The following is a 13,616-nucleotide window of genomic DNA, read 5'->3' on the forward strand; positions in this document are numbered from 1 at the left end:
AGAGAACCTTGGGATTGTGGAGCAAGGAAGCCGCAATGTCCGCCCGCATCCGTTGACCAAGTGAAAGAGTCCGCACGGGATCCTTGATAAATTCCTTCAAATCCAAAACTTCATTCAAAAAGTCCATGCGCTTATGGAAAAGCGAGTCAGGCACATCATAAATCTCTTTCAAGACAGTATAGGTCTCTTGCAGTGCCAAATCCCACCATAGCTGGGTTCGTTGCCCGAAGACCACTCCAATATCCTTGACATAGTCTTGACGATTATCCTGCGGAATTTTACCGTTGATTCGACACAAACCAGATGTCGGTTTCAAAATTCCTGTCAGCATTTTAATGGTTGTTGACTTCCCAGCACCATTGGCCCCGATAAAGCCTAAAATCTGCCCTTTTGGAACCTCAAAGGTCAAATCCTTGACCGCTTCAAAGGTCTGCTTTTCGGGATGAATAAAGGAGCGCAATGCTCCTTTCAAGCCTGGTTCCTTGACAGTCTTTACAAAATTTTTCTGAAGATGTTCTACTTCTATCATTGCCATACGTTTCTCAATATCCTATCATTCAATTCATGTTACAGACCATTTTCCCACCCAACTCAGGAAAAACAGAATCTTATCTCCTCACTATACTACCACTTTTACTTCCAAACGAACATAGGGAATTTAAAAATAATTATTATATTTTGTAACACACAAAAAACCCACCCTTACGGGCAGGTTTCTGTTTTGTAGTCTTCAGCTAGATTATGCTTTACCTTCTCATTTCAATTCTTTAGCCAAGATACTCATGTTTTCTTCTAGATTCTCTAGGTAGTTTTTATCATTTTGAGGATCGGCTTCTAAAGGATTGAGAGTTTTCAGTCTGACTCCCGTTGACTTGACGAGCGTTTCTGCCACTTTCGACGATGCATTGCTTTCGGTAAAAATCGTCTTAACTTTATAGGTTTTCACAAATTCTTGAATTTCAGTAAGCTGCCTTGCATTTGGCTCTTGTTCAGGAGAAATCCCTGCAATACCTAGCTGCTGCAAACCAAACCGCTTTGCTAAATACGAGAACGCAGTATGTTGAGTGACGAAAGTCTTTTGCTTAGCCTTTTCAAAGATTGGTCGGTATTTTTTGGTCAATTCTTGAGCTTTAGCAATGAATTTCTTAGCATTTTTTTGATATATTTCCTTATGTTCTTTATCGAGTTCAGACAGCTTATCCGCAATAATCTGCGCTTCTTCACCAGCTTTTTCAGGATCTAGCCAGGTATGAGGATCGTAGAGAGTTTTTTCATCGATTCCTTCGCCAGCTTCCACGTCTTCCAAACCCGGTACACGTTCCAGGGGCATTCCTTCGGATGCTTCCAGCACTTTCACCTTAGATTTTTGCAAATTTGGATCTAGGCTTCCCGCCCATGACTCTAAGGTATGTGAATGATAGACAAAAACATCCGCATCATAGATAGCCGCTATATCATTAGCTGATGGTTCAAAAGAATGGATCCCTGTACTAGATTGAATCATGCGAACATCATTCAAATCACCAGATACTTCTTTAACCATGGCATAAACCGGATAAAAACTGGTCACAATCTTCAAACCTTTAGCTTGTTGTTCTTCTTTCTGAGTACACGCTCCCAGCATCAGAGCTAGTATACTCAGCATTAGTAATACTGCAGTTCTTTTTTTCATACAATACTCCTTCACCTCAGCTAATCAGTTACTTCTGTACTTGACACAGAAGCTGAAGAAGCAGATTGCAGCAAGGCTAGCAATTTTTCTGCTTCTGCCATGATGTTATTATTATCCATAGTCCCTAAATTAAGATTATTTCGCAATCCTGTTAAGGTCTCAGTTGCATTGGATTTCAAACTTGGATCCGTCGTCTTTTCAAGTAAGTCTTCCGCCTCTTGCAACTTAGCTTCTACTTTAGCAGTTTCAACTTGAGGTACTTCTGGCTCAGTTGGTGTTTCCTCTTCAACTTCTTCTTGAGGTTTCTCTGGGCTAACAGTATCCTCCTTGTCATCTTTTTTACCTAAAACATGATCACTTGCATTCCCCCATCCATCGCTAGACTGTGGTCGCTCATCTGGATGTTCAACATAATACTTGATAGTTGCAAATAAATCCTCTAATGTATAGCCATTAGGAGCTCGGTAAGTCTTATCATCGAACCAAGCAAATTTGATGTTGTGGTAGTGATCCTTATGAGGGATAATCAGATTACCATTTTTTACTGCTACAGTATGCTCAACATTGTAAGGCAGACGAACGAGCGGTATCCGTTTCTCTCCTTGAACACGTTCATAGATAGCAGCCGCACTTTCTCCACTTGGATTGGCTTTGGAATCATCTGTTGGTGCAGGTGGAAGCAGACCTTTTTCTTTAGTGTACGCCTGAGCAGCTGCTTTTTCTTTAGCCGAAAGACTATCTTTTCCTATCCAGTGACTGTGTCCCATATGAGGGGTTACATAAGCATCTCCTTCGTCGCTGATAATATCCCGGGCATCAAAGATATATCCATCAGATGTCGTATATTTGTCAGCCAGCTGGGCTACCCGAACTTCGGTTTCAGTATACTCAATCTGTGAATTTGCTTTGCCGAGACGTTCTGGATGATTGATAGGCGCAAGAAATGCTAATAAGTCATCAATTAATTGCACCTTATCACTTGTTTCATCATTCAAACGCTTGACTAAATCATCCAAGGCTTGAAAATCTGACAAACGTCCCTTATTTTCTAGCAATTGCTGATGAGCCTGAGTCAGAAGACCATATACCTTATCATAAAACTCTTGATCTTTCGGTTCAACTGATTCTTTCTTAGCTTGCAGGACATGAGGTATGCTTTTCTGCTTCGCCAATTTATTCTCAATCGCTGTAATAATCTCTTTAGGCAAGTCTTTAGCTAAAAGATAGCGGGACACTCCTTTATCCTCTAGCACATAACCGTCAGCTATTTTCCTAACGACCTGCTGGATTAAATCCTTATCCAATGAATCCGCATGTTCCAAATTTAACTTTGGAGGAAGAATCGGTTTTAAAGCTGGTTGAGATGGAGTTAGTATCGGAGTTGGTATAGGTCTATAAGGTGTCAATCCTAACATAGGTTTATTAGGCTGACTTATAAGAGGAATTGTCCGAGCAAGCTTTTCTTCCAATGCCGACATTTGTGTATAAGGAATAAAGTGATAATGATTACCATGCGGCACTGCTACTCCATTTTGTGTTCGACTAGTAATTTGTGCTGGATCAAAGATCAAGCCATCTGATTCAACATGACGCTGACTAAGTGGAAGATTATAAAGTTGCTGAAGGAGACCCTTAACATCTTCTCCTTGACTCGGTTGATAGTTGTTTGAAATTTGAGTAAAAGTAGGTTGTGTCTGTATCCAGCCACCGTTTCCATTATTATACGAACGGCTGACTACAGTACTAGCTACTTTTCCTCTACCTGATAGGTAAGCTTGAGCTGCAGCTAGCTCACTAGGCGACAAATCACTCTTTGGGATATAGTGAAAATGATCACCATGAGGTACGATATAGGCATCTCCCGTATCCTCAATAATGTCTGAAGCATTAAAAACATAGCCATCATCTGTTGTATAACGGCCTTGAGCTCTAGCTGTTGCTACTTCATTGCTTATTTTCGTAACATTATGACCATGTTCCTGCTTTTGACGATTAATCTCTTCCTTACTGCGAATATTATCCGCACGAGCTATATCTTTCAGATAAACATAATATTGTCCATTAACCTTGATAACATATCCACCCTTGACTTCATTGACAATATCCTCAGTCCTAAGTTGATAGTTGGGATCTTTCATCAAAAGATCTTCGCTGAAAATAGCATCATATGGAACTTTCCCATTATAATAATGATAGTGATCACCATGAGAAGTGACATAACCCTGATCAGTAATTTTGATAACAATCTGCTCCGCGTTAATCCCTTCTTTTTTGCTTACTTCGTCAGGCGTTAACTCCTCAGACTTTTGAACAGCTTGCTTACCATCAATATAGCTAACACGATTGGATTTTTTAATCGAACTGTTTGCCTGATAATAACCTAGCTGATGAGCAAAAAAACCCACAGTAGCAATGACAACAATTCCTGTTAAGTATTTCTTATTTTTTTCCATTGGATATCACTTTCTTTTTTGATTATACAGAATTCGCTAAAACTTATCACAATTTACAATTAACTCATAATATACCCCCAAAGAAATCATCTAAATATTTTTTTCTATAAAATATAGCAGAAACTCAATTTTTAACAACTTATTAAACTCGTTAACTAGTTAATTAACTGGTTAATATTTTACTCCTCATCATCTAGTCTGTCAAGATTTTTTTATAAGATTGTAAGAAAAATATTATTTGTTCTTTATTTGTCCAATTGTCATAATACAAAAAAAAGCTTATCCTTTCGGATAAACTTTTTTAAAAATATATCAAGCTTCTTATGCTTTACCTTCTGAACCGAATACGTCGATACGTTCTTCAACTGATGCTTGGATAGCTTTTACACCGTCAGCCAAGAATTTACGTGGGTCGAAGAGTTTCTTCTTGTCGTATTCTGCTTCGTTTGCTTCGTAGTCACGAGCAAATTTACGAGTTGCGTTAGCGAATGCGATTTGGCATTCAGTGTTAACGTTAACTTTCGCAACACCAAGTTTGATAGCTGCTTGGATTTGGTCATCAGGAATACCTGAACCACCGTGCAATACGATTGGGAAGCCAGGAAGAGCTTCTGTCAATTTCTTCAAGTGGTCAAGGTCAAGACCTTCCCAGTTTGCTGGGTATGGACCGTGGATGTTACCGATACCAGCTGCCAAGAAGTCGATACCAGTTGCAACCATTGCTTTAGCGTCTTCGATTGGAGCCAATTCACCTTTACCGATGATACCGTCTTCTTCACCACCGATAGTACCAACTTCAGCTTCTACTGAGATACCTTTAGCGTGTGCTTTTTCAACGACTTCCTTAGCCAATTTAAGGTTTTCTTCTACTGGAAGGTGTGAACCATCAAACATGATAGAAGTGTAACCAACTTCGATACACTCAAGTGCATCTTCGTAGTGACCATGGTCCAAGTGAATCGCAACTGGTACAGTGATGCCCATTGATTCTACAAGGTTAGCGATCAAGTTACGAGCAACTTTGTAGCCACCCATGTATTTAGCAGCACCCATTGAAGTTTGGATAAGCACTGGTGCTTTCTTAGCTTCTGCCGCACGCAGGATAGCTTGAGTCCACTCAAGGTTGTTTGTGTTGAATCCACCAACTGCGTAACCATTGTCACGAGCTGCTTGGACAAATTTTTCTGCTGAAACGATTGCCATTCTTATCAGGCCTCCTCTTATTTTTTGTGGTTAAACCACTTACATTGTTTATTTTATCACTTTTTCACTAAAATTGCTAGTTTTTCCTGAAATTTTAAAGAATTACAGGTAGACCCTCAGCCTTTTTAAGCGTCACTATTGCAAAAAGAAAAAGCTGGCCGAAGCCAGCTTACTTGATGCGGAGAGAGGGACTTGAACCCTCACGACCTAAAGCGGTCACAGGATCCTTAGTCCTGCGCGTCTGCCAATTCCGCCATCCCCGCGATTGAGTACCTTACTAGTATAACAGGACAGCTAAGGCTTGTCAAGAAAATTTTTGACTTTATTTCAAAAAATCAACTTCTACTCAATCAACAAATCTAGGAAATCTAAGCGAAAATGAAGCTAAGGAAGGAACACGGAAAACTCAAGGTTGCTGAGTCGCAATAAAGACAGCCACCGTTTGGTCGGGATCGTATTTTTCAAAGTCAATAGTGTAGTCCCGATGAAGCTCACCTGTTTCTTCTGCCTGCCAAATCCTCTGCCAAGCATGAAGAATCGCTTGAGGATCCTCCTTATCAGCCTCAAATACTTGATAGGTCTGCTCGGATGTGTCAAAATCATAGACTTCCCCATCTGTCAAACGGCAGATAGAGAGACTGTAGTCTCCTTTGTAATCACTGGCATAGTCATGATAGACAGCATAGACCGGTTCCCCTTGAGCAAAAGCTTCTTTCACCGCTTCCTCTTGTTCTTGCCAGAGAGCTTGGATTTTTTCTATACACTGCTCATCTTGAAAATTATTAGTACGAATACTAGCTAAAATGTTTAGAAACATCTTCTTCCCTCCTTTTGCTTTCATTATAACATTTCTCTAAAAAAGTCGCTTAGGTCAGACAAAGCAAGTCTATCTATCCGAGCTCTTTTCTACCGCTGCTGTGACAAAGGCTGTATAAAGACCTTCAGGTCGGTTCGGGCGGCTGGAAAGCTCTGGGTGGTACTGACAGGCCACGAAGAATTTATTTTCTGGGATTTCCACTATTTCGACCAAGCGATTGTCTGGTGAAACTCCTGAAAATACAAATCCAGCTGCCTCAAACTGCTCGCGGAAAGCATTGTTAAACTCATAGCGATGACGGTGACGGCGCTGTACGACTTCTTGATAGTCGTAAGCTGCTGCAGCCTTAGAGCCAGGCTTAAGCTTAGAAGGATAGAGCCCTAACCTCAGCGTTCCACCCAAGTCTTCGACATCAATCTGATCACGCATGAGGTCAATAATCGGAAATGGTGTGTCTGGATTGAGCTCCGCTGAGTTAGCATCTGCCAATCCCAGGACGTGACGAGCGAATTCGACACAGGTTAACTGCATACCCAAGCAAATGCCCAGCATAGGCACATCCTGCTCACGCGCATAGCGGATTGCCTGAATCTTACCCTCAGTTCCTCTCTGACCAAAGCCACCCGGAACGATAATCCCATCCGCACTTCTAAGAAGTTCTGCTGCATTTTCGGCAGTTACCTGATTCGCATCAATCCAGTCAATCTTAACCTCCGCATCATTGGCATAGCCGGCATGCTTGAGCGCTTCGACAACTGAAATATAGGCATCTGGCAGCTCTACATACTTTCCGACCAGAGCAATCTGAACCTGCTTTTCCAGACTCATCAGTTTCTCAACCATAGCTGACCACTCTGTCATATCCGCTACCGGCACATCCATCTTCAGATGGTCACAGACGATTTGGTCCATCTTTTGCGCCTGCAAATTGAGAGGAATTTGGTAAAGATGCTCCACATCCAACGACTCAATGACCGCCTCCGGCGCCACATCACAGAATTGAGCCAGCTTATTTTTGATATTTTGCCCAGCTGGCTTCTCTGTGCGGATGACCAGCATATTAGGCTGAATCCCCAGACCTCGCAACTCTTTGACAGAATGCTGAGTCGGCTTGGTCTTCATTTCTCCAGCTGCCTTGAGATAGGGCAGGAGGGTCGTATGGATATACATGACATTGTCTGCACCGACATCAGCCTTCATCTGGCGTAAAGCTTCTAAGAAAGGAAGAGACTCAATGTCGCCCACTGTACCTCCGACCTCGGTGATAATCACATCCGAGTCCGTCGTCCGTGCAGCCCGCTTGATCTTGTCCTTGAGAGCATCCGTAATATGCGGAATGACTTGGACCGTCGCCCCCAGATACTCGCCTTTACGCTCCTTGCGCAGGACTTCGCTATAGATTTTACCAGTGGTGACATTGGAGTATTTATTGAGATTGATGTCAATAAAACGCTCATAGTGCCCCAGATCCAGATCCGTCTCTGCTCCATCATCTGTGACAAACACTTCCCCATGCTGGTAAGGGCTCATGGTGCCGGGATCAATGTTGATATAGGGGTCAAATTTCTGAATCGTAACCTTGAGACCGCGATTCTTTAAAAGCCGACCCAGACTAGCTGCCACAATCCCTTTCCCAATAGAAGAAACTACACCGCCAGTGACAAAAATATATTTAGTTGACATACATGCTCCTTTTCATAAAACTATTCATTCCAGCAGCATCGCAGTTGCTGGAAACTTATCTAGAGGAGGATTTCCCATAATCTGTCTGAAAAAGAAAAATAGCTCCCTGAAAACAGGAAGCTCTGACCTCTAAAAGAGGTGCCCGAACAGTATGATATCGCAAACCTAAAAAATTGTCAAATGATTTCAGTCGGTTCTCATCCATTTTCCTCAATACTAATGACATGTGTTTCAAATTCTACATCGGGCATGGACTCTGCTAAATCGTGTCGGATTCGCTCCAAGGCTTCCAGACGCATTTCGACAGAGGTATTGGCATTCCCCTGAATGATGAAAATGGCATCCTTGGTCTCCTCATCAAACTTATAATACTCGCTGTCACGAACATCCAGCCAAGCCAAAATGCCTTTGGCATCCCGATAGACATAGTCCGTCTTGGCAACATGCTTCTCCTTGGACAAAATAGGCAGAAAAACATCTTCCTTTTGGCTTACGGTGAATTCTATCTGACCTTCAATCTTATCAAAATCATGCCCTCCAATAGCCAGTAGGGAATGTAGGGCTTCGACATTATAAATATCAATAATGCTATTAATATGAGGGAGCGAGCCTCGGTGCTGGATATTGCGAATCAGCGCGGGAACCGTCGGAGGATTTTTCTTGACACTGCGACCTACGCGCTGCAGTATTTCTATATAACCTTGAACCACTGGCGACTCAAGCACCTCATCCAAGTCGCATGCCAGAGCCCAGTCTTCCATTTCCTTTTTCTTTTTTAGAAATGAGGAAGACAGTTTTGCATGAGGATTGACATTCTTGGCAATCCCGATAACGACACTCTTAATGCCTAAATCACTCAGACTCTTATCAATGACAAATTTCATAGCAGCATACCTCCATCTTTTCTTTATTAAATTTTATTAGTATTCTACACCTTCCGAACTTATATTTCAAGGAATATTAAAAGAAACAAGGGATTTCGTCCCTTGTTTCTTTTGGTTGATTTATTCTTCCTCTTCGGTCTCCGTATCTTCATCAGAGTAGTCGTCATCTTCTTCGTTGAGTTCGACTTCTTCACCTAGATCATCTGGAGCGATTTCGTTGATTTCAGCATCGTAAGCTTCCACTTCATTCTTCTCATCGTCTGGATTTTCCTCATCGTATGAGAGAGCTGGATCTGCTTCGTAGCCGTCCTCATCTTCTGGATCGTCATCGCTGTAGTCAATGGCATCCTCGTCGCCATCCATAAAGGCATTAACGCGTTTCTTCTTGCGTTTCTTAGGTGCGTCGTCCTCATCAGTCTCTTCCAAGGCGATGATTTCTTCATCCACTTCGTCAATAGCATACCATGAACGCAGTCCCCATTTATTATCCCCCAGCGGAATAAAGCTGCCGTCTACATTGAGTTCTGTGTAGAACAATGGCAGAGCATCACGAATCTCACTGTTTGATTTTTCCAGATAGTTTTGAATTTCATTGACCAGATCATTAAAATACATCTCATGATCGCGGCCGCGAGCTTCCAAAATGGCACGCGCCACTTCAATCATAGAAAGCTCACTTTTTTCCTGTCCAGCAAATACTTCTAATTCCAAAGTTGATCTCCTTTAAGATTAAGTAAAGGCTTGTCGCCCTCTTGCAATTTTTCGCTACTTTCTATTGTACGATAAATTTCTATTTTCGTCAAAAGAAAATCCAGGAAAAATCACGGAACAAGTACAAAAAGAAACTAGTGCATCAGTACACTAGTTTCAAATGATTTCATTTTGAATGATGAAGCTTTATTTCACTTTCGCAGTGCTTGTAATCACTTCAACAGCTTTCTTGATAGCAATGTCGTGTTTCAGCATGTCTTCTGACAGCAATTGACGAACACGTTCTACTTCCATGTTGTAGTCTGTAGCCAATGAAGTTACTTCTGCTTCGATTTCTTCTGCGCTAGCTTCAAAACCTTCTGCCTTAGCAACAGCTTCTACGACAAGGTTTGTCTTAGTACGTGACTCAGCATCTGCTTCGTATTGCTTGTGCAGGTCTTCCTGACTAGTACCAGTGATTTGGAAGTACATGTCAGGTGAGATTCCTTGGCGTTGCATATTGCCCAAGAATTCATTAACAGCGCGGTGTACTTCTTCGTGGACCATTTCTGCTGGCAAGTCAACGATTTCAGCGTTTGCTACTGCTTGATCAATAGCTGCTGCTTCTACCGCATCGTTATAAGCTGTTTCCTTAGCTTCAGCCAATTCTTTGCGGTACTTTTCTTTCAGCTCGTCAAGCGTTTCCACTTCTTCATCAATATCTTTTGCAAGCTCATCGTCCAATGCTGGAACTTCTTTTTCTTTGACTTCGTGAATAGTTGTCACAAACTTAGCTTCCTTGCCTGCCAAGTCTTCTGCTTGATAGTCTTCTGGGAAGGTTACGACAACATCCACTGTTTCGCCTGCACTGTGACCAACCAACTGCTCTTCAAATCCTGGAATAAATTGGCCGCTGCCTAGTCCAAGTGAGAAGTTGTCACCCTTGCCGCCGTCAAATTCAACGCCATCAACAGATCCAACAAAGTCAATCACAACTGTATCACCGTCAGCTGCTGGACCTTCTTTGAGAACCAACTCAGCCAAGTTGTTGCGCTCACGCTCAATGCGCTCATCTACTTCAGCGTCAGTCACTTCTTTAGTAGCTTCAACAGTTACTTCCAAGTCTTTGTAAGCACCCAGCTTAACTTCTGGCTTAGTGACTACTTCAGCTTTGATGACCCAGTCTTGGCCTTTTTCCATAGACTCGACATCAAACTGAGGCTGAGCAACTACTTCGATACCTGCTTCTTTGACAGCCGCTTCGTATGCTTCTGGAAGAAGAGCGTTCAAAGCATCTTGGTAGAGGGCTTCTTCACCAAAACGTTGGTTGAAGATAGCACGTGGAAGGCGACCTTTACGGAAACCTGGTACAGCAATATCTTTTTTTACTGAGTTAAATACACGGTCCAAGGCAGGCTTGATTTTCTCTTGACTGATGCTAAAAGTCAAAAGGCCGCGATTTGTTTCTTTGTTTTCAAATGATACAGACATTCTGTCATTTCTCCTTAAAATTTATTGAATACAACCCATTATAGCATAATTAGAGTTTTTTTCAAAATTATTTTTCCTTTTATCCCTTCCTGATTTTATCCTCTATATAGGCTGCTCTGGCGCCGCCAATCAGCTTGGGACGGCTGGCTAAAGCCGTGACATGAGCAGCTCCCAATTCCTTGAGAATCGGTCGGATAGGAATCTGCACGTGCTTGATGTGCATGCCGATAGCAGTATCGCCAATATCCATCCCCGCCTGAGCGACAATAAACTCTACCTCGACAGGATCCTTCATGTATTGGAAAGCTGCTAGCTGACCGCTGCCTCCAGCATGAAGAGTAGGCAGAACATTGACAATTTCCAAATCTTTCTTATTCGCCAAGGCTCTTTCGACTACGAGGGCACGGTTGAGATGCTCACAACCCTGAACTGCTAGAAAGATACCCTTCTCTTCTAAGATATCCAGTATGGTTTTGACAATGACCTGTCCGACTTCCAGACTAGAACTCTGACCGATATGGCCTCCGACAACCTCACTAGAGGATAGACCCAGCACAAAAACATCTCCCTCAGCCAAAGCCGCCTTTTCTAAAACATCTAGAACAATCTGACGAGTTTCTGCTCCAATCTTAGCTAAGTCCATGTCTCACCTCGTTTATTTCACTGTGACCGTCTTTTTCAAACTCTCTGGGAAGGCTTTGTAGAGGGCAAAACCGACTGCTAAACCAAAAGCATTCTGCATAAAATTGCCCAAGATTCCAGCTAGGCCTGCTCCGACACCATTCATGATACTGTCAAAGAGGGCGTAGCCACCGACCATAGCCACTGCAGCCAAGACCAGACCAAGATAGCGTTTCTTGCCCTTAAAGCCAGCAAAGAAGCCTTGAAGTCCGTGGCAAATCAGGCTGAAAATCATCCACTGAGGATAGCCGGCAATCATATCAATCAAAAAGCCTGAAAGGCCTCCGACAATAGCCGCTTCCTTGCGGCCAAAGTAGAAAGCTGTAAAATAAATCCCTGCATCCAGTAGTGTCAAAAAGCCAGTCGCCGTTGGGATTTTCACAAAATTCCCCAAAACCACAGACAGTGCTGTGATGAAAGCTAAGATAACTAATTTTTTTACTTGATTATTTCTCATACTGAATCACCCCATATTGATCTGAGCGCTGAATCGCTCGGTAAACAAAATCTTTAGACAATTGAACTGCTGCAAGCGGAGACTTGCCGAGAAGCAGCTGACTGGCAATGCTGGAAGCAAATGTGCAGCCCGCTCCGGTATTGTTGCTGGCCAACACTGGCGATTCCATGACCTCAAACTCTCGACCATCATAGTAAACATCCACCGCCCGCTCCTTGCTCAAGCGATTGCCGCCCTTAATCACCACATGCTTGGCTCCCAAATCATAGAGCTCCTTGGCTGCAGCCTGCATATCCTCCAGACTTTTGATTTCTTTTTGGATTAATAGCTGAGCTTCTGCCAGATTTGGAGTGATGATGCTGACATAAGGGAAAAACTTAATGATTTCTTCTCTCAGTGCACTGACTTCCAGATCATGATTTTCCTTGCAGACCAGAACAGGATCCAGCACTACTGGTATATCCCCATGCTGCTTGACAAAAGCCAAAGCCTGCTCTGCTATTTGCAGATTGGGTAAAAGTCCTATCTTAATAGCAGAAAAAGGAAGATCCTTGAGACTGGCCAACTGCTGAGCAAAAACCTCTTCTTCAACTGGGATGACCTCAAATCCCTTGTCAGTCATAGCCGTCAGACAAGTCACAGCTACGAAACCATGCAGGCCATTAACCGTATAGGTAGCCAAATCAGCGTGGAGCCCGCCGCCGCTGAAAATATCATTGCCCGAAAGGGCTAAAATCAACTTATTCTTCATAACGAATCTCCTTTAGATAGAGGCCGTTTGGACCGGCTGTTGGCCCCGCCAGATGACGGTCTTTCTCCTCTAAAATCCTCTGAATCTGCTCCACCGGCATGCGCTTATTGCCAATCTTGAGCAGAGTACCGACCATATTGCGAATCTGCTTGTAGAGAAAGCCATTGCCCGAAAAAGTAAAGACTAGAAAATTACGCTCTGCATCATAGCGAACCTTGGCCTTGGTAATGGTCCGAACCTTGTCTTCCACACTGGTCCCCGAAGCTGTAAAGCCTGTAAAATCATGCGTCCCCTCTAACTGAGCAATCGCTTCTTCTATCAAACTCAACTCCAAAGGATAAGGATAATGCGTGGCATAATGGCGCATCATAGGATTTTTAGGCCGACCGATGTCGACCAAAAATTCATAGGTCTTGCTGTGCTTATTGTAGCGAGAATGAAAATCGTCCGACACCTGCTCCACCCTTATAAAATCAATATCTTCCGGCGTCTGGGTATCCAAGGCAAAGCGTAACTTCTCTTCATCCCGCTCTTCTGGTAAATCAAAATGCAGCACCTGGCCCAGAGCATGGACACCACTGTCGGTTCGGCCCGCTCCATGAATCACCACAGGCTGGCCTTTATTGATACGGGTCAGGGTCTTTTCAATCTCTTCCTGAACGCTTCTGGCATGGGGCTGTCGCTGAAAGCCAGCAAAGCCATAACCATCATAGGAAATAATCGCTTTATATCGTGTCATGTGTTTATTTTAGCAGGAAAAAAAGCCCCCAGCAAGCCCTAAAAGCAGGAACTGTCCGGGGACAGATTTTTATGAAAATGCTGTATAAGAATTAG

At 43.0% G+C, this 13,616-nt stretch carries 13 protein-coding genes and 1 tRNA gene; all 14 read right to left on the bottom strand.

The window, feature by feature from the left end:
* Positions 1 to 535 (bottom strand): ATP-binding cassette domain-containing protein (locus RP262_RS09700; protein ID WP_311155013.1); only part of this gene is annotated, 535 nt, incomplete at its 3' end.
* A gap of 219 nt (positions 536 to 754) precedes the next feature.
* Positions 755 to 1,672, bottom strand: coding sequence for a metal ABC transporter solute-binding protein, Zn/Mn family (locus tag RP262_RS09705; protein WP_311155014.1), 918 nt, complete (start codon positions 1,670 to 1,672; stop codon positions 755 to 757).
* A 20-nt stretch (positions 1,673 to 1,692) separates the two neighbouring features.
* Positions 1,693 to 4,125 (bottom strand): pneumococcal-type histidine triad protein, encoded by a 2,433-nt coding sequence (locus tag RP262_RS09710; protein ID WP_311155015.1) that lies wholly within the window; start codon positions 4,123 to 4,125, stop codon positions 1,693 to 1,695.
* A 321-nt stretch (positions 4,126 to 4,446) separates the two neighbouring features.
* Complete coding sequence (locus RP262_RS09715; RefSeq protein ID WP_247929324.1) at positions 4,447 to 5,328, bottom strand: class II fructose-bisphosphate aldolase; 882 nt, start codon at positions 5,326 to 5,328, stop codon at positions 4,447 to 4,449.
* 177 nt (positions 5,329 to 5,505) lie between these two features.
* A tRNA-Leu gene (locus RP262_RS09720) sits at positions 5,506 to 5,591 on the bottom strand.
* A 143-nt stretch (positions 5,592 to 5,734) separates the two neighbouring features.
* The gene (locus tag RP262_RS09725) at positions 5,735 to 6,145 is read right to left on the bottom strand and encodes a GyrI-like domain-containing protein (protein WP_311155016.1); all 411 of its coding nucleotides are present in this window, start codon (positions 6,143 to 6,145) and stop codon (positions 5,735 to 5,737) included.
* A 69-nt stretch (positions 6,146 to 6,214) separates the two neighbouring features.
* Entirely contained in the window at positions 6,215 to 7,828 is a 1,614-nt protein-coding gene (locus RP262_RS09730; protein ID WP_311155017.1) for a CTP synthase, read from the bottom strand.
* Between the two features lie 197 nt (positions 7,829 to 8,025).
* Positions 8,026 to 8,712, bottom strand: a complete 687-nt coding sequence (locus RP262_RS09735) for a phenylalanine--tRNA ligase beta subunit-related protein (RefSeq protein ID WP_311155018.1) — start codon at positions 8,710 to 8,712, stop codon at positions 8,026 to 8,028.
* 120 nt (positions 8,713 to 8,832) lie between these two features.
* A complete protein-coding gene (rpoE, locus tag RP262_RS09740) occupies positions 8,833 to 9,423 on the bottom strand; it encodes a DNA-directed RNA polymerase subunit delta (protein ID WP_002898937.1) in 591 nt (196 codons plus the stop codon).
* 186 nt (positions 9,424 to 9,609) lie between these two features.
* On the bottom strand, positions 9,610 to 10,893 hold the full coding sequence (gene tig / locus RP262_RS09745; protein ID WP_061592502.1) for a trigger factor: 1,284 nt from the start codon (positions 10,891 to 10,893) through the stop codon (positions 9,610 to 9,612).
* 79 nt (positions 10,894 to 10,972) lie between these two features.
* Positions 10,973 to 11,536: a TIGR01440 family protein gene (locus RP262_RS09750; RefSeq protein WP_311155019.1), complete on the bottom strand. Its 564-nt coding sequence runs from the start codon at positions 11,534 to 11,536 to the stop codon at positions 10,973 to 10,975.
* Positions 11,537 to 11,548: 12 nt separating this feature from the next.
* Entirely contained in the window at positions 11,549 to 12,031 is a 483-nt protein-coding gene (locus tag RP262_RS09755) for an ECF transporter S component (protein ID WP_311155020.1), read from the bottom strand.
* Positions 12,021 to 12,782, bottom strand: a complete 762-nt coding sequence (locus RP262_RS09760) for a bifunctional hydroxymethylpyrimidine kinase/phosphomethylpyrimidine kinase (RefSeq protein ID WP_311155021.1) — start codon at positions 12,780 to 12,782, stop codon at positions 12,021 to 12,023. Before RP262_RS09760 ends, RP262_RS09755 begins: the two co-directional genes overlap by 11 nt.
* Positions 12,772 to 13,521, bottom strand: a complete 750-nt coding sequence (truA, locus tag RP262_RS09765; RefSeq protein WP_311155022.1) for a tRNA pseudouridine(38-40) synthase TruA — start codon at positions 13,519 to 13,521, stop codon at positions 12,772 to 12,774. Before truA ends, RP262_RS09760 begins: the two co-directional genes overlap by 11 nt.
* Positions 13,522 to 13,616 lie beyond the last annotated feature (95 nt).

The organism is uncultured Streptococcus sp. (assembly GCF_963456385.1).
GTDB lineage: Bacteria > Bacillota > Bacilli > Lactobacillales > Streptococcaceae > Streptococcus.